General features: G+C 60.3%; 24 protein-coding genes. 9 read left to right on the top strand and 15 right to left on the bottom strand.

Annotated elements, in window-relative coordinates; all coding sequences use genetic code 11:
• The first annotated feature begins 76 nt into the window (after positions 1 to 76).
• The 5 genes from EI293_RS07735 to EI293_RS07715 all read left to right on the top strand — a co-directional run bounded on the left by EI293_RS07735 (position 77) and on the right by EI293_RS07715 (position 5,775).
• The gene (locus tag EI293_RS07735; protein WP_125436568.1) at positions 77 to 2,011 is read left to right on the top strand and encodes an ABC transporter substrate-binding protein; all 1,935 of its coding nucleotides are present in this window, start codon (positions 77 to 79) and stop codon (positions 2,009 to 2,011) included.
• A 126-nt stretch (positions 2,012 to 2,137) separates the two neighbouring features.
• The gene (gene hemL / locus EI293_RS07730) at positions 2,138 to 3,439 is read left to right on the top strand and encodes a glutamate-1-semialdehyde 2,1-aminomutase (protein ID WP_125436567.1); all 1,302 of its coding nucleotides are present in this window, start codon (positions 2,138 to 2,140) and stop codon (positions 3,437 to 3,439) included.
• A 131-nt stretch (positions 3,440 to 3,570) separates the two neighbouring features.
• On the top strand, positions 3,571 to 4,416 hold the full coding sequence (locus tag EI293_RS07725) for a hypothetical protein (RefSeq protein ID WP_125436566.1): 846 nt from the start codon (positions 3,571 to 3,573) through the stop codon (positions 4,414 to 4,416).
• Between the two features lie 110 nt (positions 4,417 to 4,526).
• A complete protein-coding gene (dcd, locus tag EI293_RS07720) occupies positions 4,527 to 5,063 on the top strand; it encodes a dCTP deaminase (RefSeq protein ID WP_125436565.1) in 537 nt (178 codons plus the stop codon).
• Positions 5,064 to 5,253: 190 nt separating this feature from the next.
• Positions 5,254 to 5,775: a hypothetical protein gene (locus EI293_RS07715; RefSeq protein WP_125436564.1), complete on the top strand. Its 522-nt coding sequence runs from the start codon at positions 5,254 to 5,256 to the stop codon at positions 5,773 to 5,775.
• Positions 5,776 to 5,863: 88 nt separating this feature from the next.
• Here the strand turns inward: EI293_RS07715 and gldC are convergent, their stop codons facing one another.
• The 11 genes from gldC to EI293_RS07660 all read right to left on the bottom strand — a co-directional run bounded on the left by gldC (position 5,864) and on the right by EI293_RS07660 (position 16,674).
• Positions 5,864 to 6,205, bottom strand: coding sequence for a gliding motility protein GldC (gldC, locus tag EI293_RS07710; RefSeq protein ID WP_125437128.1), 342 nt, complete (start codon positions 6,203 to 6,205; stop codon positions 5,864 to 5,866).
• A gap of 167 nt (positions 6,206 to 6,372) precedes the next feature.
• A complete protein-coding gene (dnaN, locus tag EI293_RS07705; RefSeq protein ID WP_044002528.1) occupies positions 6,373 to 7,497 on the bottom strand; it encodes a DNA polymerase III subunit beta in 1,125 nt (374 codons plus the stop codon).
• Positions 7,498 to 7,633: 136 nt separating this feature from the next.
• On the bottom strand, positions 7,634 to 9,340 hold the full coding sequence (locus tag EI293_RS22730) for a sensor histidine kinase (RefSeq protein WP_125436563.1): 1,707 nt from the start codon (positions 9,338 to 9,340) through the stop codon (positions 7,634 to 7,636).
• Positions 9,333 to 9,683 (bottom strand): circadian clock KaiB family protein, encoded by a 351-nt coding sequence (locus EI293_RS07695; protein ID WP_246010574.1) that lies wholly within the window; start codon positions 9,681 to 9,683, stop codon positions 9,333 to 9,335. The genes EI293_RS22730 and EI293_RS07695 overlap by 8 nt, the downstream gene beginning before the upstream one ends.
• Positions 9,680 to 9,997: a circadian clock KaiB family protein gene (locus EI293_RS07690; RefSeq protein WP_125436562.1), complete on the bottom strand. Its 318-nt coding sequence runs from the start codon at positions 9,995 to 9,997 to the stop codon at positions 9,680 to 9,682. Before EI293_RS07690 ends, EI293_RS07695 begins: the two co-directional genes overlap by 4 nt.
• A 7-nt stretch (positions 9,998 to 10,004) precedes the next feature.
• Positions 10,005 to 11,729: a circadian clock protein KaiC gene (gene kaiC, locus EI293_RS07685; protein WP_125437124.1), complete on the bottom strand. Its 1,725-nt coding sequence runs from the start codon at positions 11,727 to 11,729 to the stop codon at positions 10,005 to 10,007.
• A 203-nt stretch (positions 11,730 to 11,932) separates the two neighbouring features.
• Complete coding sequence (locus EI293_RS07680) at positions 11,933 to 12,202, bottom strand: hypothetical protein (protein ID WP_125436561.1); 270 nt, start codon at positions 12,200 to 12,202, stop codon at positions 11,933 to 11,935.
• A gap of 38 nt (positions 12,203 to 12,240) precedes the next feature.
• Complete coding sequence (gldG, locus tag EI293_RS07675) at positions 12,241 to 13,980, bottom strand: gliding motility-associated ABC transporter substrate-binding protein GldG (protein WP_170170294.1); 1,740 nt, start codon at positions 13,978 to 13,980, stop codon at positions 12,241 to 12,243.
• 111 nt (positions 13,981 to 14,091) lie between these two features.
• Positions 14,092 to 14,817 (bottom strand): gliding motility-associated ABC transporter permease subunit GldF, encoded by a 726-nt coding sequence (gene gldF / locus EI293_RS07670; RefSeq protein WP_125436560.1) that lies wholly within the window; start codon positions 14,815 to 14,817, stop codon positions 14,092 to 14,094.
• Between the two features lie 157 nt (positions 14,818 to 14,974).
• Complete coding sequence (gene gldA / locus EI293_RS07665) at positions 14,975 to 15,877, bottom strand: gliding motility-associated ABC transporter ATP-binding subunit GldA (protein ID WP_125436559.1); 903 nt, start codon at positions 15,875 to 15,877, stop codon at positions 14,975 to 14,977.
• Between the two features lie 104 nt (positions 15,878 to 15,981).
• Positions 15,982 to 16,674, bottom strand: a complete 693-nt coding sequence (locus tag EI293_RS07660) for an SDR family oxidoreductase (RefSeq protein ID WP_125436558.1) — start codon at positions 16,672 to 16,674, stop codon at positions 15,982 to 15,984.
• 35 nt (positions 16,675 to 16,709) lie between these two features.
• Here EI293_RS07660 and EI293_RS07655 point away from each other — a divergent pair, with 35 nt between their 5' ends.
• Both EI293_RS07655 and EI293_RS07650 read left to right on the top strand, forming a co-directional pair.
• On the top strand, positions 16,710 to 17,468 hold the full coding sequence (locus EI293_RS07655) for a GIN domain-containing protein (RefSeq protein ID WP_246010596.1): 759 nt from the start codon (positions 16,710 to 16,712) through the stop codon (positions 17,466 to 17,468).
• Between the two features lie 10 nt (positions 17,469 to 17,478).
• Positions 17,479 to 17,910: a hypothetical protein gene (locus EI293_RS07650; RefSeq protein WP_125436556.1), complete on the top strand. Its 432-nt coding sequence runs from the start codon at positions 17,479 to 17,481 to the stop codon at positions 17,908 to 17,910.
• Here EI293_RS07650 and EI293_RS07645 read toward each other — a convergent pair.
• A complete protein-coding gene (locus tag EI293_RS07645; protein ID WP_125436555.1) occupies positions 17,907 to 18,617 on the bottom strand; it encodes an SDR family oxidoreductase in 711 nt (236 codons plus the stop codon). The two genes, EI293_RS07650 and EI293_RS07645, sit on opposite strands and share 4 nt — an antisense overlap.
• Before the next feature lie 159 nt (positions 18,618 to 18,776).
• Between EI293_RS07645 and EI293_RS07640 the strand changes: the two genes are divergently transcribed.
• Both EI293_RS07640 and EI293_RS07635 read left to right on the top strand, forming a co-directional pair.
• Positions 18,777 to 19,466 (top strand): MlaE family ABC transporter permease, encoded by a 690-nt coding sequence (locus EI293_RS07640; protein WP_394343395.1) that lies wholly within the window; start codon positions 18,777 to 18,779, stop codon positions 19,464 to 19,466.
• A gap of 79 nt (positions 19,467 to 19,545) precedes the next feature.
• Positions 19,546 to 20,355 carry an ABC transporter ATP-binding protein gene (locus tag EI293_RS07635; protein ID WP_125436553.1) on the top strand — a complete coding sequence of 270 codons (810 nt, stop codon included), beginning with the start codon at positions 19,546 to 19,548 and terminating at the stop codon, positions 20,353 to 20,355.
• 84 nt (positions 20,356 to 20,439) lie between these two features.
• Here the strand turns inward: EI293_RS07635 and EI293_RS07630 are convergent, their stop codons facing one another.
• The 3 genes from EI293_RS07630 to EI293_RS07620 all read right to left on the bottom strand — a co-directional run bounded on the left by EI293_RS07630 (position 20,440) and on the right by EI293_RS07620 (position 22,797).
• On the bottom strand, positions 20,440 to 20,982 hold the full coding sequence (locus EI293_RS07630; protein ID WP_125436552.1) for a YfiT family bacillithiol transferase: 543 nt from the start codon (positions 20,980 to 20,982) through the stop codon (positions 20,440 to 20,442).
• A gap of 111 nt (positions 20,983 to 21,093) precedes the next feature.
• Positions 21,094 to 21,720 (bottom strand): bifunctional nuclease family protein, encoded by a 627-nt coding sequence (locus EI293_RS07625; RefSeq protein WP_125436551.1) that lies wholly within the window; start codon positions 21,718 to 21,720, stop codon positions 21,094 to 21,096.
• Between the two features lie 99 nt (positions 21,721 to 21,819).
• The gene (locus tag EI293_RS07620) at positions 21,820 to 22,797 is read right to left on the bottom strand and encodes an electron transfer flavoprotein subunit alpha/FixB family protein (RefSeq protein ID WP_125436550.1); all 978 of its coding nucleotides are present in this window, start codon (positions 22,795 to 22,797) and stop codon (positions 21,820 to 21,822) included.
• Between the last annotated feature and the right edge of the window lie 49 nt (positions 22,798 to 22,846).

Genomic DNA, 22,846 nt, shown 5'->3' with positions numbered 1-22,846 from the left:
GCGTACCTTTGCCCGGTGAGTTGCGCCGGTTGCGGCTCCGTGGTTCCTCCCGCCTTTTCCCCTGGCTCCTCGGTTTATGAGGCTTTCCTCTTTTCTCCCCGCTGTTGTTTTTTCGGCCGGTCTGGGCCTGGTCGCGCCTGCTACGGCTCAGCAGACACCTGCCAAGAAACCCGCCGCCACGGCTCCGGCCACCAGCAAGCCCGCCCCTGGCACACCCGCCAGACCAGCAACAACTCCGGCCAAGCCCGCCGCCGCTGCTACCAAACCGGCGGCCACGGCCCCCAAACCTGCCCCAACGGCCCCCGCTAAGCCCACCCCTACCCGGCCGGCTACTTCTGCGGCACCCAAGCCTACGGGGCCTCCCCTACCGGCTAACCTGGGTTCCACCGACCCCAACGTGCGCTACAAAAACGGTAAAACCCTGCTAGACCAAGCGCGCTACGATCTGGCGCTGCAGGAGCTGGAGCCCCTCACGGCCCCGGCCACCAAGTTTGCCAAGGCCCCGGAAGCTGCTTACCTCTACGCCGTAGCCGCCAGCCGCGCCAAGAAGTGGGCCGAAGCCGAGCAGATGCTGAACCTGCTGCGCAGCGAGTATGCCCAGTGGCCGGCGCTGGCGGAGGCATTTTTCCTGCAGGGTCAGGTATCGTTTGAGCAGGGCGACTTCGAGAATGCCCTGCGGGTGCTGGTCCAGGTACCGGAAGGCCGCCTGACCACCGAGCGGGAGAACATGAAGGCCACCTACCTGCCCCGCGTTAAGGACAAAGCCACTTTCCAGAACCTGCTCAAAAGCTACCCCCAGGAAGCCATGCTGGCCCGCGCCTACGCCGATAAGCTGGCCAACGGCGGCTGGTACACCGAGGCCGACAAAGGCCAGCTCGACCAGCTTATCAGCCAGTTTCAGCTCGACCGGACCCGCTACACACCCCGCCCCCAGGCCGCTAAAAAATCCACCTACAACATCGGGGTACTCCTACCCTTCGAGTTCAACGACCCGAGCTGGGAGAAGCGGCGCAAAAATCAGTTCGTGACGGACCTGTACGCCGGCCTGCGCCTGGCCCAGGACTCCTTGCAGCGCGAAGGCCGGCCGGTGCAGCTGTTCACCTACGATACCGGTGCCGATACCACCCAGCTCAAACAGGTGCTGGCCCTGCCCGAGCTGGCCGGCATGGACCTGATCATCGGGCCGGTATACAAGTCGGGGTCCAAGATTCTGGCCCGCTACGCTCAGCAGCGGCAGATTGCGGTGGTCAACCCGTTGTCGCAGGATGGCAGTCTGGTGCTGGACAATCCCTGGCATTACCTGTTCGAGCCCAGCACCGCCACCCAGGCCCGGCAGGCGGCGCAGTTTGCCTTTAGCCGCCTCGGCGGCTCTCGTACGGCCGTGGTACTCTACGAAGACACCAAGGACGAGGAAGATTTCGGGGCCGCCTACAAGCAGGCCTACGAGGCGCTGGGTGGCCGCGTGCTGCAGCTGCGCCGCATCAACTCCGACGTGGAAGAGTCCCTGGCCGCCGGCTTTGCGGGTGTTGATCTGAAAAACATCGGGCATCTGGTGGTAGCCTCCGATGGGAAGAAGGCCGGGCCGTATACGCTGGGCATGCTCAAGGCTCAGGACGCTCGTCTGCCGGTCATTACCTACGCTTCCTGGCTGGATAACAACCGCATCGGTCTGGGCCAGCTGGATGCCCGCGATGTGTACTTTGTGCACCCGAAATTCCTCGATAAAACCAACTCCGGGGTGCGCCGCTTCCGGCAGCTTTACGTGCAGCGCCAGAACCTGCCGCCGTCGGTTTTTGCCTTCACCGGCTTCGAGCTGCTGTACTATTTCGGTAGCCAGCTGCATCAATACGGCCCCGCGTTTCAGCAGCAGCTGGCCAATGGCGGGCCGGTTTCGGGAGCCGTGTTCCAGGGCATCGGCTACCCGGCCGGCGCCCACGACAACCAGTACGTGCCCATTACCAAACTGGAACGACTGGAAGTGGAAGTCCTGAACCCGGTGGGCATCCGGTAGGTTGCTTATTAGTATAGAGTAGTGGGTATTGAGTAGTGAGATGCCCGTCACTCCGCTGTTTTGTTCTCTGTTTCACTGCACGTCTCCCTCAGCTTTCCGTTCATGTCTGCATCCGCAACACCCGCTATGCCCCTCTCCTTAGCCACTTCCGATGCCCTGTTCACCCGGGCCAAAGACCATATTCCGGGTGGGGTAAACTCTCCGGTGCGCGCTTTTCGCGCTGTGGGCGGCCATCCGGTGTTCATGCAGTCGGCTAAAGGGGCCTGGCTGACCGACGTGGACGGCAACCGCTACCTCGACTTCATCAACTCCTGGGGCCCGATGATTCTGGGTCATGCTCCGGAAATTGTGCTGGAAGCCGTGCGCGGCGCCATCGGCAACTCGCTTTCCTTTGGCGCGCCTACCCAGCGGGAGGTGGAAATGGCCGAGCTCATCAAGCAGATGGTGCCCAGCATCGAGAAAGTTCGGCTGGTGAATTCCGGCACCGAGGCCACGATGTCGGCTATTCGGGTGGCGCGGGGCTACACTGGCCGCAACAAAATCATCAAGTTCGAAGGCTGCTACCACGGTCACGGCGACTCCTTCCTGATTGCCGCCGGCTCGGGCGCCCTCACCCTCGGCGCGCCCGATTCGCCGGGCGTTACTGAGGGCGTGGCCCAGGATACCCTCACGGTGCCCTACAACGACCTGCCCGCCGTGGAGCGCATCATTGCTGCCAACGACGGCCGGGTAGCCGCCCTTATTCTGGAGCCGGTAGTGGGCAATATGGGCCTGGTGGCTCCCGCCGAAGGCTACCTGCAAGGATTGCGCGACCTGTGTACCCAACACGGCATCGTGTTGATTTTCGATGAGGTAATGACCGGCTTCCGGCTGGCCCGGGGCGGGGCGCAGGAGCTCTACGGCATCACCCCCGACATGACGACGCTAGGCAAAATCATCGGGGGTGGGATGCCGGTGGGCGCGTACGGCGGCCGCCAGGACATCATGGACAACGTGGCCCCGGCCGGCAAGGTGTACCAGGCGGGCACGCTCTCAGGCAACCCCATTGCCACCGCCGCCGGCATTGCCCAGCTGACCTACCTGCAGCAGCACCCCGAGCTCTACGACCAGCTCAACCGCACCACCACCCGCATTGCCGACGGCACCCGCCAGATCTGCCAAGAGCTGGGCCTGAACTACACCGTGAATCAGGTCGGCTCCATGTTCAGCGTGTTCTTCACCGATCAGCCCGTAACCGACTTGGAATCGGCTAAAACCTCCGATACCGAAGCCTTCGGCCGCTACTTCCAGGCCATGCTCCACCGGGGTATTTACCTAGCTCCGGCCCAGTACGAGGCCCTGTTCGTGAGCACTGCCATGACCGACGACCTCGTGGACCACTACCTCACTGCTTGTCGCGCCTCCATGCAGGAAGCCCACGGGCTGTAAGTCAGCAGTTGTTGGATGTCAGTTGGTAGTTGTTGGCTGGTAGTTATCAGTTGTCAGCCATTTTATCAACTACCAACTGACAACTACCAGCCAACAACTATCTACCTTTGCGCGAAATTTCTGCCGCCCGTATGTTCCGATTTCGTCAGCTACTGCCGCTTTTTTTGCTGTTGTGGCTTGTTGTGCCCGGCCCGCTCCGCGCCCAGATGGAAACGCCCGCCGCGGCCAATAAGCGCCTGTTCGACCGCACCGTGGAGGAGCTCAACTTCCGGACGATGGAAACGGTGTACGATAAGTCGTTTGCCCGGGGCAAATTCCCGGCCTCGTTGCGCTCCGTGAAAGCCCGCCAGGAGTTCAACAACTTTCCCGGCCGCGACGACCTCAAGAAGCTCTTCCATAACTACAACGACATTTCGGCCCACTATAAAAGCCGTTTCGGCAAGGGCCGCGCCGATCTGGTGGAGTTTGAGAAGGAACTGAACACCATCTTGGTTGACCGCAACTTCGAATTCTTCATCCGGGTGCTGCCGCGCGATGAACGGGTGGCCCTCATTCGGAGCCTGCAACGCTACATCAAGCAGGGCACGGCCCAGTTCAACGCCTCCGAAGACCCGGCCCCGGAAGATTTGGCCGCCGATGCTGCCGCCGTGCCGCCCGCCGACGGCGAAACGGCCACTCTGGCCCCGGCCGCTGCCGCTGAGGACCCGCAGCCCGCCCCGGAAGCCAGCCTGACCTCAGTGCCGGATGCCGGTTACGCCGCCCCCCGCTCGCTCGATGTGCCGCCCCGCCACGACTGGATGGACTACCTGACTCTGATGCTGGCCAGTGGCTCATTCCTGCTGCTGCTCTACCTGGTTACCAGCGTGCTGCCTGACCTGCGCACCCGTCTCGATACCCTCAGCGACGCCGAACCAACCGCCCCGCGCACCCGCCGCCGCGCCCCCCTCCCCGAAGACCGGTACGAGGACGAGGAGTAATTTTTTCAATTAAAAATTGAGAATTAAAAGTCGTCCTGCCTTCTGACGCTGCATAGCAGTTGGAATGAGCGCCATTTTTAATTCGTAATTCATAATTCTCAATTCACCCCATGATTCTCACCGATCAGCAGATTCTCGCCGAAATAGAGCGGGGCACCATCCTCATTGAACCTTACGACCGGAGCTGCCTCGGAACCAACTCGTATGATGTGCACCTGGGCCGCTATCTGGCCACCTACCGCGACGCGGTACTGGACGCCCGCAAGCACAACGAAATCGACGTGTTTGAGATTCCGAAGGAAGGCTTCGTGCTGCAGCCTGGTACCCTGTACCTGGGCGTAACCGATGAGTACACCGAAACCCACGCCCACGTCCCGTTCCTGGAAGGCAAGAGCAGCGTCGGCCGCCTGGGCATTGATATTCACGCCACTGCTGGTAAGGGCGACATCGGTTTCTGCAACACCTGGACGCTGGAAATCAGTGTTTCCATGCCGGTGCGGGTGTACTACAACATGCCCGTGGGCCAGCTCATATACTTCACCGTGCAGGGTGATGTGGAGAATTTCTACAACCGCAAGCCCAACGCCAAGTACAATGAGCGCACCAACAAACCGGTGGAATCCATGATGTGGAAAAACAAGTTCTAGCTCGGTAACAGAGCTGTTTTTTGTACGCCATAACGCCGCCGTACCTGCTGGGTGCGGCGGCGTTATTGTGCGGTTTTTCCGGAAGGCAGTAAACTAGCTGGCATAGTTTTTCGTTAGGACTTAACAGCCAGCGGTTTTCTGATGCGTTGAAAAGCTGCCGGTCCTTTCCTGAACCGAACTGCCTGATATCATGACTAAGAAACTTGCCGCTGCGGCTGCCTTGCTCGTTGCTTCCTTCGGGGCCCAGGCCCAACAGAAGCCCACGCTGGCCCCGCAGGATAAAACCCAGCCTTCGCCCCGCCTCAATCCGTTCCAGGAACACGCCCGCCAGCTCTCCGACCAGATGGCCCGCGACCTGCGCTTGAACGGCTACCAGAAAACCCGCCTCCAGGCCATCAACGAGGAGAAGCAGGCTAAAATCGTGGCCATCAACCAAAAGAATGCTGGCAATACCAAGCTCATTAAAGAGCAGTGTGATGCCGTGTGCAAGGAGCGTGACAAAGAGCTGCAAAGCGTGCTCAGCACCGACCAGTACAGCAATTACTACGACTCGCGCCGCACGTACAACACGTTCAGCATGAGCTACGGCAGCAAAGCCGCCAACGCTATTTTCGTCAACTCGGTGCAGAACCCGCTGCCGGCCAGCAGCAACGGTTCTACCGTAGGGCCGGCGCGTTCCACGGCCGCTCCCGCTACCCGCACCCGCCAGTAGCACGTATAACGTTCCATAAAAAAAGCCCCGCCGGAAGAGCTTCCGGCGGGGCTTTTTTGTCTGATTCAGGTGAAGTGAAGCCGCAGGTTTAGCGCGGCTGCTTGCTTTCTTCCTCCTCGATGTGGTCCATCAGCTCGCGGCAGAGGTTGCGCATTTTGGTGGCCATTACTGAGTCGTTGGTGGCGGTGATGATGCTTTCGGCCATAGCGCCCATGGTGTCCACGTAGAAACGCTTCATCTCGTCCACGGGCATTTCCTTGGTCCAGAGGTCGATTTTCATCGTGCCGCGCTCATCCCGGTCCCAGAGGGCAATGTTGATGGCTTTGGCAAAATGAATATCGGGGCCGGCATCGGTGGCCGTCCAGCTGATGGCCTCGGGTACTTTCTGGTCGTCCAGGGCAATGCTGAAGCGGATTTCAGATTTCTTCATCACAGATGGTGCAGATGGCGCGGATTACGCAGATGCGGACGACTACTTACGCCGCTGCGTTTTCCAGGCCATCGAATTTAAAGGGTACTCCGTTCAAAAATGGATTGGTGTAGAGCCGTGGGAGTCGTCCGCATTTGCGTAATCCGCGCCATCTGCACCATCTGTGATCAGACGTAGTTATTGAGCATTACCGGCATGACCAGCATCAGGATGCTCTCGTTGTCGTCGGCGAGGGTGGGCATGAGCAGGCCGGCGCGGTTGGGGGTGCTCAGCTCCAGGGTAATTTCCTCGGAGTCGATGTTGCTGAGCATTTCCTGCAGGAATTTAGCGTTGAAGCCGATTTCCATGTCCTCGCCGTCGTACTGGCAGGCCAGCTTCTCGTTGGCTTCGTTCGAGAAGTCTAGGTCCTCGGCCGAAACCGTCAGCTCCGAACCGGCCAGGCGCAGGCGCACCTGGTGGGTGGTTTTGTTGGAGTAGATGCTGATGCGCTTCACCGAGTTCAGGATTTCCTGACGGCTGATGATAAGCTTATTGGGGTTGCTTACCGGAATTACGTTTTCGTAATCGGGGTAACGCTCATCAATCAGGCGGCACACCAGGCGCATCTGGTTGAACGAGAAGAAGGCGTTGGAGCTGTTGAACTCCATGCGCACGGTAGTGGCCTCGGAGGGCAGCGCGCCTTTCAATAGGTTGAACGCCTTGCGCGGGATGATGATGTTCGAGGTCTGGCCTGCGCCCACGTCGGAGCGGCGGTAGCGCAGCAGGCGGTGGCCGTCGGTGGCTACAAAGGTTACCTGGTTATCGGCCAGCTGCACCAGAATGCCGGTCATGGCAGGGCGCAGCTCGTCGGTACTCACCGCGAAGATGGTTTTGTTGATAGCTCGGGCCAGGGAGGTGGAGGGAATTTCGACCGGAGCCGAGCCTTTTACCACCGGCACGCGGGGGAAATCGGTAGCGTTTTCGCCGGCCAGCTTGTAGCGGCCGTTGCTGCTGGCAATTTCGATGGTGTAGGTTTCCTCGTCCAGGGTGAAGGTCACGGGCTGGTCGGGCAGGTTCTTGAGCGTATCGAGCAGAATGCGGGCGGGGGCGGCAATGCGGCCACTTTCGCGGGCTTCCACCGGCAGCTCGGTCATCATGCTGGTTTCCAGATCGGAGGCGGTAATCGTCAGCTTGCCGTCCTCAATTTCGAAGAGGAAGTTCTCCAGAATGGGCACCACGGGGTTGTTCGTAACCACGCCGTTGATGCTCTGAAGCTGCTTGAGCAGGGCGGAAGACGAGACGATAAATTTCATACGGAAGAGTCGTTTCGGGCTTGGTTGGGTAGAGGGCAAAGATACGGAACGGGCAGCGGGTTTTCTAACGGCCGCCGCGCCAGGTTTAGCAGTTGCGGACCATGCGCCGCCGGGTATTTCGCCAGGGCCGGGCGGCTCAGCGTTTCAGGTAAATGGTGAATGTGGAGCCTACGCCCTCCGTGCTCTGCACCTCAATGCGGCCTCCGGCATTTTCCACCATCTTTTTCACCATGTACAGCCCGATGCCGCTGCCTTCCACGTGGTCGTGGAAGCGCTGGAACATGGTAAACAGCTTGGGCTGGAAGGCTTCCCGAATGCCCAGACCGTTGTCCTGCACCATCAGTACCACGTTGGAGCCGTGGCTTTCGCATCGGATATGAATGTGCGTTACGCGGTCCGGGGAGCGGTATTTGAGGGCGTTGCTCAGCAGGTTGTAGAGGATGCTGCGCATGTTTTTCTCCGAAAACGACACCGTCGGGCAGGCGTCTACGGTTACCTGGACCTGCCCCCCGGCCTCGGCCAGCAGCGGGGCCAGGTCCAGGCTGATTTCCCGGATAACCGTGGCCAGATCCACCACGGCCATGGGCTGGTCATTCTCCTTCTGCAGCTTGGTGACCTCCGTCAGGTGCTCGATGGTGCGCTTGAAACGGTCTACCGACTCCTGCATCATGCCCAGCAGCAGCGGTACCTGGCTGCCCGTGGCGGCCGGGTCTACCAGTTCCGGCAGCAGCGCGTGCAGCAGCCCCTCAATGTTGTTGATGGGGGCTTTGAGGTCGTGGGAAGCGGTGTAAATGAAGTTATCCAGGTCCACGTTCACGCGGGTGAGGCGCTCGTTGTTTTCCTGCAGTTGCCGCTGGGCCTGGTCGATGCGCTCCTGGGCCAGCTTGTGCTCGTGGATGTCGGTGTAGGTACCAATCCACTGGATAATATCGCCCTGCTCGTTGCGAGAGGGCAGCGCCCGGCCCAGCATCCAGCGGTAGTGGCCGGCGCGGCTCAGCAGGCGGCATTCCACTTCCAGGGCGTGACCGGTATGCAGACTGTTCTGCCAGCGGGCGGTGGCCGCCGCCGCATCCTCAGGGTGCAGGCGGGCGGGCAGCTGCTCGCTGATAGCTTCCAAATGGTGGTGACCGGCATAATAGAACCACTGCTGGTTGAGGTAAGTCAGGCGGCCCTGCGGGTCGGCCGTCCAGGCAATCTGCGGGATGCCTTCCAGCATCCGGTTGGCCTCGGCGGCGGCCTGGCTGATGGTCAGGTGCTCAGCTTCCTGCTCCTTAAGCTCCTGGTTTTTACGTACCAGCAGCGCATTCTGCTCCTCCACCTGGGCCCGCACATGCCGGATTTCCTGCTGGGCCGATATATCGGTCAGAATCACGGCCAGCACCGGCAGCGCGTCAAACGTCAGCACGTTCATCGACACCAGAAACGGCCGCAGCATCCCCGATTTGGCCAGTAGCGGTAACTCACCCTTACTTTTACTGCTCCAGCCAGTTTTGAACAGCAGCTGCCAGTACGCGCTAAATTCCCGGGGCACGAACCGCTCGAAGGAGCTGCCGATAAACTCCTGCAACTGCAACTCCAACAGCCCGGCCAGAGACGCATTGCCGTACAGAATGGTGCCATCAGCACTTAGCAGCAGCGCCCCCTCATTCATCTGCTCAATGAGCGTGCGGTAGCCCTGGTCGGCGCTTTGCAGCGTAAAGATGCGGGGGCCGTCGGCACTCTGAACCGCCAGCGCATCCACGGCCCCGGTCCGGATGGCGGAAATCAGCTCGTCGGCTTCTTGGAGCTGCTGCCGTAGCTCTTCATTTTCGCGGGCCAGCTCGGCCGCCTGGGCATCAGTCATGGGGAGCGGAATCGGGAGGCGTCAGGCCCAGGGCCACCAGCACCTTGTGGCGGTCCGAAAGGTCCCCGATCAGGCGGCGCACGGGCAGCGGCCACAGCTTCACTAGCGTGGGCGAGGCAATAATCTGCTGCTGACTGGCCAGCTCGGGCTGCTGATAAATATCTATGATCAACAACTCATGCCGGCCGGGCAGGTACTGGGTGCAGATGGCTTTGAGGTTTTGCACGGCGCGGGTAGAGTTGGGCGTGGCTCCCGCAATGTACAGGTGCAGCAGCACGTACGCGGGGGAGGCACCTTCACCGGGGTTTGCGGGGGCCAGCCCGCCCGGTTGCTCGCTGCTCAAACCGTCCGGATATCCAGCCCCACCAGCACCTTTTCCTGGTTCGAGAGGTCACCAATGATTTTGCGGATGGGCACCGGCACTTTGCGCACCAGCGTGGGAATGGCCAGAATCTGGTCACCTTCGGCCAGCTGTGGATGCAGCAGCAGGTCAATTACCTCCAGCTTGTAACGCCCTTTCAGGTGCTCCTCGCAGTATTTTCTCAGGTTGGCCAGGGCCGTCACGGATTTTACCGTCTGGCCGGCCACGTACAGGCGCAGCTCCCAGGTTTCGGCGGCCGAATCGGCGGCGGCTGGGGGGGCGGGGATAGTATCCATAAGGGTATTACGCGAGTGGTGGAGAAGCGGCCGAAGGGCGGCCATCGGAGGAAGCAATCTGCTGGCGGTTAGTAAGCTGGGCCTGCTGGCGCAGCAGCTCCTCCTGGTTGATGCGGCGCAGCTCTTCTTCCACTGATTCAAACTCGGTGCGTAGGTTATCAATGGTGGCTTCCAGCATCCGGCGCCGACGCTCAATTTCCCGGTCCTTGCGTTCCGCTTCCTGGCGGGCGGCCAGGGCCAGGGTTTCCTCTTGCAGCTGCTGGGTGAGCCGACCGGCACCCGTGACAATGCCCGCCGGCCCCACCACTACCTCCAGCAACTGGATGCCCTCATCCGTCACGATAAACTCCCGCACTTGGTTGGAGTGGCTCATGCCCCGGGATTTGAGGATGCTGATGCCCCGGTTCCGCTCCCCGATGCCTTCCAGGTCGCGCACGCTGAGCCAGGTGTCTACTAGTGAGGATACACCTTCCTCCGTCATTTCCTGCTGCACGTTCCGGCCGCTGATGAGCGAGGTAAATAGCGCCGTCACGTTATGCACTTTCAGGAAATCGATGAGGCGGGTGAGCATGCTGCTGACTTCGGCGGTGTTGCCCACCGTAATCAGGTTGCTGATGGGGTCGATGATGACGGCCGCCGGCTTCTGCTCGGCCACCAGCTTGTGCAGCGTGACGAGGTGCTTTTCCAGCCCGTTCAGGGTCGGCCGCGACGACTCGATGTACAGCAGGCCCTGCTCCTGGTACGGGGCCAGATCGAGCCCCACGGAACGCATGTTGCGCACCAGCTGCCGGGGAGACTCCTCAAAGGCGAAGAAGATGCACCGCTTACCCTGGCGACAGATTTCGGCGGCAAACGCAGCGGCCAGTGTGGTTTTGGCTGTGCCCGCCGTACCCGTAATCAGCACGCTGCTGCCCTGGAAGAACCCGCGCCGCCCGAACATGGCATCCAGCGCCGGCACCCCCGACGACACGATTTCGTCGGATACCTCGTGGGCCAGCTTCAGCGACGTGACGGGCACTACCGAAATACCGTCCTCGGTGATGAGGTAGGGGTACTCGTTGGTGCCGTGGGTGCTGCCCCGGTATTTTACAATGCGCAGCCGGCGGGTGGTAATCTGGTCAATCACGCGGTTATCCAGCAGAATCACGCAGTCCGACACGTATTCCTCCAGGCCCTGGCGGGTGAGGGAACCCTCGCCCCGCTCGGCCGTGATGACAGTAGTCACGCCCTTGTCTTTGAGCCAGCGGAACAGCCGGCGGATTTCGGAGCGCAGCACGGCCTGGTTCGGAAAGCCCGAAAACAGGGCCTCAATGGTATCGAGCACCACACGCTTGGCCCCGATGGAGTCAATGGCGTAGCCCAGTCGGATAAATAGCCCTTCCAGGTCGTACTCGCCGGTTTCCTCAATCTCAGAGCGGTCGACGTGAACGTGGTCGAGCTTGAGCTTGCCGGCGGCCTGCAGCGCTTTCAGGTCGAAGCCCAGGGACGTGACGTTGGCGGTCAGCTCGTCGGCGGTTTCCTCGAAGGCCATCAGCACGCCGGGCTCGTCGTGGTTGAGAATGCCGCGCACCAGAAACTCCACGCCCATGAGGGTCTTACCGCAGCCCGCGCTGCCGCACACCAGCGTGGGCCGACCCAGGGGCAGGCCGCCTTCGGTAATTTCATCCAGCCCGTCAATGCCCGTGGGGGCCTTGGGCAGCTGAGGGCGCGCGGCGGCCGAAGAAGCTAACATATCCTGCATACACTGATTAGTTTCCTTCAAAGATACGCATTCAGGCCGCAGCCGCCCGGCCGGTGTTTTGCGGGCGGCCGTAGCGCAAAGCCGAGTTGTTGCAGGACTTGCTGCCGCCGCGCCGCGTGAAGTCGTTCGGGTGTCAGCCGGCGGCAACCGGTCCGGCAGGCTGCAGCTGCCGGACCGGGGCAACGGGGGGACGTTTACAGCAACCGAAGGATGCTACTGTAAATCGCCCACACCACCATCAACAGGATAGGCACTATCAGCACTAAGATGAACGCATTCAATAGCAGCTCCTGCCCGGCATTAGCATACTTGCCTTCGTATTTCTGACTCAGCACCAACGCTACCCCGGGGCGGCTGCGGTAGCGGATGTAGAGGTACAGAAAGCCAATGGGCGTGAACAGCAGCCAATTCAGCAACCCCGCAAACAGCACTTCGAATACCACTTCAAAGATAAAATCGAACATCCTGCCCTGAGTTAAGGCTTGAATACGAAATGATGCCGCTAAAACCGAGCATACCGCCGCTTCCGCCGCCAGGCACGCACGGCCCCGAATAGAGCCAGTAGCACCAACGGCGCGCCCAGGTTCAGCAGCTGCCAGCGGCGGCGCTCCTCCACTACCCGCAGCTTATCGAGGGGGCGCAGGGTAATTTGCTTGCCGCGCACGGCAATCAGGCCCGATTCGTCGAGCATGTAGTCCACGGCGTTGAGCAGCAGCTCGCGGTTAGCAAACTCGGTGCTGGCGAGGCGGTCGAAGCCCAGGCGGAAGGGCCGGTTGGTTTTGGGGTCTACCTCGTTGCGCACGAAGTCGCCATCCGACACCACCAGAATTTTGGCGGGCCTGGCCCCAGCGGGCGTGGCGGGCTGGAAGTTGGTGGTGCCGGGCTCGGCGCGGTTGGCGTAGAGGGAGCCAAACTGGCCTTCGAGCAGGTAGCCTACGGGCTTAAATTGCGAAGTGTAGAGCTTGGGGTTCGGCTCCAGGCGGGCATCGTTCAGGTTTACGGGTACCGGCGAGGGTAGCACCCGGGTGTAGCGCGAGGTGAACAGCAGCGGCGTTTTGCGGATGCCGGTGGCCTTCACCGTATCCATGCTGCTCACGAATTTGGTGTATACCGCATCGAGGTTGCGGGTGATGGGGTGCGGGCTGAACTTGTTGATGAGCGGGTAGAACTGCCAGGGCATGGGCTCCACCTTGGGCTTGTTGCCAGTCATGCCCGTCACCAGCGGAATCACGCCGGAGTTGAGGTCGAGCAGCAGATCGGGGTTGATGCGCACACCGTACTTGAACAGCAGATCATCGAGGTTGTGCGACTGGGGGAAGGCCAGCATGCCGCCCCGACTGGCGCTGTCGAGGTTCACGCGCATGGCATCCACGAAGAACAGCGCGTTGCCGCCCCGGGTGATGAACTGGTCGAGCTTGAATTTCTCGGTCTCAGTGTACGCGCCCGCCGGCTTGGCCACGATGAGGGCACTGAGCGTTTGTAGCGCCTCGGGCCTTGACTGGGCCAGGTTTACCCGGAACACGTCGTAGTACTGACTCAGGGAGCCGATCAGGTCGCCGGCTTCCAGGTTACTCAGCTCGCTGTGGCCTTCCACCACCCCGATGCGCTTGCGCTGGCCAGGGCTAAGCTTGCGGATGGCCGAGGCCAATTCATATTCCAGCCCTTCGATGCTCTGGTTGAGGCGTACATCGGAGGGGGCGGCCTGGTTGCCGCGCAGCAGCAGCACGTTCTGCTCCTTGCCGCCCGCCGATACCACGGCCCAGGGGAAGATGATTTTCTCGATGCGCTTGCCGTTCTCATTAGCGCCTAGGTTGGTGGGGCTCAGGCCCTTCTTGAACAAGGTCTGGTAGTAGTCGTTGCGGGCCTTTTCGGTGCCGGCCGCCGAGGGGTCCACGAACACGTAGCGCAGGTTGGAGCCGCTGTGCAGCTGCATCTCGTTCAGCGTCTCGCGCACCGACTGCTGCAACCGCCGGAAGGCCGGCGGGAAGTCGCCATCCAGGTACACCGTGACGGTAACCGGCTGCTTGAGACCCGAAAGCAGCGTCTGGGTGGCCGCCGACATCGTGTAGCGCTTTTCCTCCGTAAGGTCGAGGCGGAAGAAGTACAGCCCCCCGAGGAAATTGAGCAGCAGCAGCCCCAGCAGCACCGCCCCGAAGCGCGTCAGGTCACGACGTTTTCTGGTAGCTGCCGGATTAGCTGGTAGCTGTTGGCTGGTAGCTGATGGCTGGGGTTCTGTACTCACTTGTGGATGTCTTTTTATGTCAGGTCGGCCCCCAGATCCGGCAGCCAACTCCTCACTTTCATTTCAGAAAAGCCAACAGCTAACCGCCATCAGCTAACCGCTCAAAAACCTCTACCAATTCCGACTTTGCAGCACCAGCCGCGTAGCCAGCAGGCAGCCGGCCGTCAGGCTGAAGAAGTACAGCAGGTCGCGGGAGTCGATGAGGCCCTTGGCCAGGTCGCGGTAGTGGGCGGCAATGCCCAGCTGACCGATGTAGTAGGCTAGGCCGCCATCAAACACCGAGGCCAGCGAATCGAAGCCCGAGTACACCAGAAAGCAGCCCACTACGGCCGCCAGGAAGGCCACAATCTGGTCCCGCGTGAGGGCCGAGGCCAGCACTCCGATGGCCGCAAACACGGCCGCCAGCAGCGTGAGGCCCAGGTAGGAGCCCACCGTCGCGGCCGAGTCGATGTTGCCGGCCGGGTTGCCCAGCTGGTACACCGAGTAGTAATAGAGCAGCGTGGGCACCAGCGCCAGCAACGCCAGCAGCAGACAGGCCAGGTACTTGCCCCCGATGATCTGGCCATCGGTGAGCGGGCGGGTGAGCAGCAGCTCCATGGTGCCGGCCTTCTTCTCCTCGGCAAAGGTGCGCATGGTGAGGGCCGGAATCAGGAACAGGAAAATCCAGGGGGCAATGTTGAACAGCGTCTGCAAATCGGCAAACCCGTAGTCGAGCACCGAGCTATCCGGGAACACCCACACGAACAGGCCGGTAGCCACCAGAAACACACCCAGCACCACGTAGGCCACGGGCGAGTTCAGGAAGCTGTTGAATTCTTTGCGAAGGATGGCGAGCATCGAGGTTGATGTGGTGATATAGTACTTAGTAGGGCCGGTAAAACGTCATGCTGAGCGAAGGCGGAGCATCTCTACCGCTTCGTTTACAAATAGGAATTAGCCAGAGGTAGAGATGCGTCGACTACGGCTCCGCCTTCGCTCAGCATGACGTTCATTTTCATTTGGTCAGTTCCTGAAAAACCTGCTCCAGCCGCTGCTCTTCCTGACGCAGCCCCAGCAGCACCCAGCCCTGGGCCGCCGCAATCCGGGAAATAGCGGCACGTTGATCAAACTCAGCACGAATAAGGTAGGTAGTACCCTTTTCTAGCACCACACTCTTAACTCCGTGCATCATTGCAAGGACATCTACGTCGATGGCCTGCTCAAACTCGGCGCGGATGATGGTCTCGCCGGCGGCGCGGGCTCCCAGCTCCGAAACAGGCGAGTCGGCCACGAGGCGGCCCCGGTTGATGATGACGGCGCGGCTGCACAAGGCTTCCACCTCGGGCAGAATGTGGGTGCTGAAGATAACCGTTTTGTCCTGGCCCAGCTCCCGGATCAGGCTGCGGATTTCGCCGATCTGGTTGGGGTCGAGTCCGGTGGTGGGCTCGTCGAGGATGAGTACGCCGGGGTCGTGGATAAGGGCCTGGGCCAGCCCCACGCGCTGCCGGTAGCCTTTCGAGAGGGCCCCAATCTGCTTGTTCTGCTCGCGCCCCAGCCCTACCCTATCTACCAGCTGGCGCACCCGCTGGCGCAGCGCGCTGCCGCCCAGCCCGTGCACCGCGCCGATGAATTCGAGGTACTCATGCACATACATATCCAGGTACAGCGGGTTGTGCTCGGGCAGGTAGCCCACCCGACGGCGCACTTCCAGCGGGGCCGTCTGCACGTCGAAGCCATCCACCACGATGGTGCCGGCTGAGGGGGGCAGGTAACCAGTGGCAATCTTCATAGTAGTGGACTTGCCGGCCCCGTTCGGACCCAGGAAGCCCAGAATTTCCCCCTTCCCTACCGAAAAGCTGATGTTATCCACGGCCGCCTGCGCGCCGAAGGTTTTCGTAAGATTCTGGACTTCTACCATGTAGGTATTATAATCTGGTTCTGTCAGCCCGTTATTCCGAGATTCCTCGGCTTCGTTGCACTACGCTCACAATGACGTTCTACTGGTTGTCATCAGCCGGCAACTCACTTCACCTGCGTGGGTCGCATTTGCAGCTCCGAAATCATAACGGTCTGCGGGGCTTCCAGCGCGTGGACGATGGCAGCGGCAATGTCTTCGGGCTGCATTTTGTGCGGATCGGGTTCCTGGCCGGGCTCCTTGCCGCCGAAGTTGGTTTCCACCGAGCCGGGCATTACGCAGGTAACACGCACACCCTGGGGGCGCACTTCCTTGAACAAAGCATCGGAGAAACCGCGCACGGCGTACTTGGTGGCGCAGTAGCCGGCCAGGTTAGCCGTGCCCGCCGTGCCGGCCAGGGAGGCCACGTTGATGATGTGGCCCAGCTGCTGCTTTTTCATGGCGGGCAGTACGGCGCGGGTGCAGTAAAACAGGCCGTGCACGTTGGTATCGAACATCTCGTGCCACTGCTCCGACGAAAACCCATCAATAGGGCCGAAGTTGCCGAGGCCGGCGTTGTTCACCAGCACATGGATTTCTTTGCCCAGGGCCTTCTCGGTGGCCTTGTAGGCTTTCTGCACTTCGGCTTCCTGGCGGATATCACACTCGATGAACAGGAAGCGCGGGTGCCGGAAGTCGGCAGGCGCGGTGCGGCCCCAGCCGGCCACATGCATGCCGCGGGCCAGCAGCAGTTCCACGGTGGCCCGCCCGATTCCTTTGCTGACGCCTGTGATAATGGCTACCTTGCCGTTGAGGTCCATAGTGCCCGGTTGTTATGTGGTGGTCAGAATTGAAGATGCAAGTTAGCTGCTCCCGGTGGGTTTTGCGCGGCGCGGCCGGCCTGAGCCTGCTGGTCATGTTGCCAGGCTGCACCAAGGAAAACGACGCCGGCTGTTTCACCAGCACCGGCAATATCGTCACGGAACGCCGCAGCCTCCCTCCTTTTCAGGTACTCTCGGCTTACGACAACGTGCAGGTAACCCTGGTGCAGGACGCGGAAACCTACGCCGAAGTGCGGGCCGGCAAAAACCTCCAGGATGATATCCGGCTGGACGTCAAAAGTGACCAGTTGACCATCCGCAACACCAGCCGCTGCAACTGGGTGCGCCGCTACGATACCCCGCGCGAGGTAACGCTGCACACGCCCCATATCACCAGCATCTTCCTGCGCGGGCAGGCTGATATCCGCACCGACAGACCGTTTGAGCAGGACACTATTTTCGCGCATCTTATCGGTTCCGGCGACTTTCACCTGAACCTTGCCAGCCAGTACATCGGCATGAGTCAGTACGAGTTGGGGGACATCTACCTCAGCGGCAGCACTCAGGAGCTGCACCATACGCTGGGTGGCAGCGGCAGCCTGTACGCCGCCGATTTTTCCTTGCAGGATATGTACCTGCAAACCAATGCCAACAGCAGCGGCAATGCCCACCTGCGCGTGGGCCGGCTGTTGGCCGGTGCGCACGAGGGGTTCGGGACGGTGTTTTACGCTCTGCCGGCCCCAACCCGGCGCGAGCTGAAAGTTACCGGCAAGGGCCAGGTGAAGGCCGAGTAAATGTGTCCGTATGAATTTTCCCTTTCCTCTCCTGATATCCGCCGTAGCTTATGCGCTGCTGCTTGTAGTCATCTACAAAGGCAGCCTCAGCAGCTCTGCCTTTTTTATTCCAGTGTTAGCGGCTGTGTCTGCGTTGGTGCTGGGTGGTCTGTTTAAGCTGCAGCATTGGGCAGGAGCTGCTGAACTGCTGATAGGTGGCGGAACCTTGCTCATAGTGTTCTACGCAATCTGGAACACCCGAAAAAAACAACGGCAGCGGCTCGACTGGCTGAAGCTGAGCTACGGGGTAGCGCTGGGGTTTTCTGGCATTTCGTTGGGCATCGGCTGGCGGCTGGGGCTGCCTTGGCTTGGCGGATTACTGCAAGCCACTATGTGGGCCATCATTCTCGACTTTGTGTACGTCACCTATATCCGGCGTTCAACCCAGCCGCCCACCGCTTAAATATCCCCCAGCTGCGGCCGGATCAGCAGTTCCTCTATCACCGCCTGGGGCGAAAGGGAAAAGGCCCCGAAAATGGTATCCGCCACGTCTTCGGCCCGGATGAACCGCTCGGCGGGCAGGTCTACGCCTTCCCAGCTGGCCGTGAGCGTAGCGCCCGGCAGCACCGCCGTTACCCGGATGCCGGCGTCCTTCAGTTCTTCGCGCAGGTTGCGGGTGAAGCCCAGCAGCGCGTGCTTGGCAATGCCGTAGGAGCCGCCGTTCGGGTATGCCGTGAGGCTGGCCGTAGAGCAGATGTTGAAGACATAGCCGCTGCGCTGGGCCAGCAGCCCCGGCAGCAGGGCCTGGGTCACGTCGTAGGCGCTGAGCAGGTTCACGTCCAGCATCTGGCGCAGCTGGGAGCCATCCAACGGCTCGTCTTGCAAGCGGCCCGGGATAAATGCCCCGGCGTTGTTGATGAGTACTTCCACCGGCCCCTGGCTTTGCACGAACTCCGTAAATAAAACCGTTTCCGTGCGCTTGCTCAGGTCGGCCACGAAAGTGTGCAGCACGGCCCCGGGAACCTGCTCCGTAGCAGCCGCTTGCAGCGCGGCCAGGTCGGCGGCGGAGCGGGCGCAGGTAACCACCGGGTAGCCGGCCCGCAGAAAGCGAATCACCAGAGCCCGCCCAATTCCTTTGGTACCACCCGTAACAACGATATTTTTTTGCATTCCTTTGATTCCTGAAGTGGTTTTTACGTAAGCTGAGCGGCACCTCTTTTCCGGAGGTACTCCGCGTGGGGCACTGAGGCCGCAAGTTTCCGCTTTTCCTGTTGTTTTCTGCTTTTTATGGTCAAATCATTCGGTGAATTCCTGCTCTTTATTCAGAGCATGCTCACGCGGAAAGAGCGCCTGCGGGTGCTGTGGAATCGGACAATGGACGAATGCGTCACTATTGGTATCAACTCCATCTTCATCGTTTCCATCGTGTCGGCCTTTATTGGGGCCGTAACCTGTGTGCAGATTGCTTACAACCTCACCAACCCGCTCATCCCAAAAAGCACCATCGGGTACATGGTGCGCGAGATGACGATTCTGGAGCTGGCTCCTACCATCACCAGCATCGTGCTGGCGGGCAAAGTAGGCTCCAGTATTGCCGGCGGCTTGGGCACCATGCGCATCACCGAGCAGGTATCGGCGCTGGAAGTAATGGGCATCAACTCTGCCTCCTATCTGGTGTTGCCGCGTATTCTGGCTTCCATGCTCATGTTTCCGCTGCTGGTGATTGTGGCTATGGCGCTGTCCATCGTGGGGGGCTACCTGGCCGGCTCGCTTACAGGTGCCGTATCGGCTCAGGAGTACATTGAGGGCATCCGCACTGATTTCATTCCCTACAACATCCTGTTCGCCCTCATCAAATCGGTGGTATTCGCCTTTTTGGTATCGGCCATTTCTTCGTTTAAGGGCTATTTCACGGAGGGCGGAGCTTTGGAAGTTGGTAACGCCAGCACTACGGCCGTCAACAACTCCATCATTGCTATTCTGGTGGCCGACTTCGCCCTGGCCGCGTTGCTTCTCTAAGAAGCTACAAGCTGTAAGCTCATCGTTTAGCATAAATCACTTGCGGCTTGCGGCTTATAGCTTGCAGCTCACAACAATCATGATTGAAGTTCATAACGTCCAGAAGTCTTTCAACGGCAACCAGGTACTCAAGGGCATTACCTGCACCTTCGAAACCGGTAAGTGTAATCTGCTGCTGGGCGGTTCCGGCACCGGCAAGTCAGTGCTGCTGCAGTGCATTGTAGGCCTGATGCAGCCGGACCTCGGCAGCATCACCTTCGACGGCACTATGTTCACCAACAACAAAGTGCAGATCCGGCAGGAAATCCGCCGCAAAATCGGCATGCTGTTTCAGGGCTCCGCGCTGTTCGACTCCATGACCGTGTACGAGAACGTGGAATTCCCGCTCAAGATGCTCACGCCCGAGATGAGTCGGGAGGAGCGCCGCGACCGGGTGGAGTTCTGCCTCAAACGGGTGGGGCTGGAAAATGCCGGCACCAAAATGCCCTCCGAAATTTCGGGCGGCATGAAGAAGCGCGTGGGCATTGCCCGCGCCATTGCCCCCAACTGCACCTACCTGTTCTGCGACGAGCCCAACTCCGGCCTCGACCCGCTCACCAGCATCAAAATCGACGAACTCATCCACGAAATCACTCACGAGTACGGCATTACCACCGTGGTAGTAACCCACGATATGAACTCCGTTATCGAAATCGGGGACCATATCATCTTCCTCTACAAAGGCCAGAAGCTATGGGACGGCAACAAGGATGAAATCCTGAACGCCCAGGTGCCCGAGCTGAAAGAGTTCATCTTTAGCAGCAGCTTGGTACGCGCCGCCAAGAAGGTAGACGATGAAACCGAAGGCGGCCTCGCCGCCGCTACCACCGACGAGGCTATTAATATTTAAGTAAAAAGTATCAAGTAAAAAGTCAAAGCGCCATTGGTCTCCTGCTTCGTTCAGGATAATCAATGGCGCTTTGACTTTTTACTTCTATTTCCGCCAGCCTTCCCGCTGCACCAGATGAGCCAAGTGGGCCAGGTGGTGGCGGCCATGCCAAGCGTACAGCACCAGGGCCTGGTCGAGGGTGAACGTGCGCTTGGTTTCGGGGTGGGAAAAGGTGCGTTGCCACTGGGCGTCATTGAGGCCGCGCAGCAGTTTTATCCAGCGGATGTGCAAGGCTTCCAGCAGCGCCAGCGACACGGCCGACGGTGTGGTGGCCACGTCGGGCAGCTCGGCCCAGGCGGCTTCGTCGTAGGGCTTGATGGTAGGATTATCCTCCGTGAGAGCCAGCCGGAAGCGGGTGTAAGCATTCAGGTGGGAATCGGGCAGATGGTGGATTACCTGGCGCACCGTCCAGCCCCCGGGCCGGTAGGGCGTATCCAACTGTTCGGGCGTGAGGCCGGCTACGGCCGCCCGTATCTGATCGGGCAGGGTGGCAATCTGGGCCATATAGGCCGTGCGTGCACCCCGGTCCAGGGTTTCATCGGGCAGCACCGGGTGGCCGATGGGATAACGTAAATCGGGAGTTTCCATGCAGGGAAGGAGTAGAAACAGTTGAAAAAGTAGGCCTTCGCGGCAAAGCAAAAGCCCCGAACAGCCAATCGGGTGGGTGTTCGGGGCTTTTGGTAAGCGAGGCGGCGACGGTTAGTCGTTGCGCTTGTTGAGTTCGTCGCGGATTTTGGCGGCTTTCTCGTAGTCCTCGCGCTCCAAGGCCTGGGCCAGCATTTTGGTCAGCTCGTCCAGCGACACCTGGCCGCTGGGCTCCTTAGGCTCAGTGGGCGAGGTCACGGGCCGGTCGCCGGCGTCGTCATCCTCGTCGTCGTCATCATCTTCATCTGAGTCCTCAGCGTTTTCGTCGAGGTCCGAAAGGATAATACCGGCTTCGCTCAATACGCTTTCCACCGTGAAAATGGGCACGCCGAAGCGCAGACCAATGGCAATGGCGTCGGAAGGGCGCGAATCCAGCTCGAAGGTGGTGGCCCCGTCGGAGCACACGATTTTGGAGTAGAACACTCCCTCCTTCAGATCGGAAATCAGCACTTCCAGCACGGCTACGTGCAGCTGCTCAGCGAAAGATTTAAACAAATCGTGCGTAAGCGGCCGGTTCGGGCTGATTTTTTCTATCTGAATGGCAATGCTCTGCGCCTCAAACATGCCGATGATGATCGGCAGACGCCGGTTGCCGGTCTTCTCCCCCAGAATAAGGGCGAACGAACCCGACTGCGACTGGCTGGACGAGAGGCCCAGGATTTCGAGCGGTATTTTTTTCACTAGGGTCTAGGTGAATGTGCTACGGTGAAGGTTGTGAAAAATGTGCATACGAAGGGTAGCCGGGCCTGGCCTTCCCATCGCATGCACATTTCAGTCACCTTAATTCAGCTCTTTTACCGCCTGAGTCAGCTTGGGCAACACGTCGAACACGTCGCCTACAATGCCGTAGTCGGCCGCCTTGAAGAACGGCGCCTCGGGGTCTTTGTTGATGACCACGATTACCTTGCTCGAGTTCACGCCGGCCAGGTGCTGGATGGCCCCCGAAATACCGCAGGCAATGTACAGGTTCGGCGATACGGTGATGCCGGTCTGGCCCACGTGCTCGTGGTGAGGGCGCCAATCCACGTCCGATACGGGCTTGGAGCAGGCCGTAGCTGCGCCCAGTGCCTTCGCCAAGTCCTCGATGAGGTTCCAGTTCTCGGGGCCTTTCATGCCACGGCCACCCGATACCACGAGGTCAGCCTCGGGCAGCAGAATGCCGCCGGCCTGATCCTGCATCACTACCTGTTTGGGGGCGTCAGCAAAGTCAGCATCCGACAGCTGCGCCGAGAACGACTCTACCTGGGCGGTTTTGCCGGCTTCGTGCAGGGCCTCAATGGAGTTCTTTTTAACGGCAATGATTTTCCGGTCACCAGCCAGCGTCACGTCGGCAAAGGCTTTGCCCGAGAAGGCGCCGCGCTTCACCGTGAATGAGCCACCGTCGGTTTTGGGCAGCTCCACCACGTTAGTAGCAATGCTGGCCTGCAACCGAATCGACAGGCGCGAACCAACCGAAGCACCGATGTTGGAGTTAGCCAGCACGATGATTTTGGCGTCCTCCTTCTGAGCGGCGGCGGCAATCAGCTTGGTGTAGGCCCCGTTCACGAAATCTTTGAGGCGGGGCTCGGCGTCGTGCAACACCTTGGTGATGCCCTGCTCGCCCAGCTTGGCCAGGTTGGCTTCGGTGGCTTCACCCACGGCTACGGCCGTAGCGGTGGTACCCAGCATCTGGGCCACCTGGCTGCCGTAGGAAGCTACTTCCAGCGAGGATTTCTTTACCTCGCCGCCGTCACATTCAACAACTACTAGTACAGACATTTCTTTTCTTAATTAGTAATTAAGAATTAGTAATTAAGAATTATCAGCT

Origin of the sequence: Hymenobacter perfusus (assembly GCF_003944765.1) — a bacterium.
Classification (GTDB): domain Bacteria; phylum Bacteroidota; class Bacteroidia; order Cytophagales; family Hymenobacteraceae; genus Hymenobacter; species Hymenobacter perfusus.
This window is presented reverse-complemented; position numbering and strand designations above follow the sequence as displayed.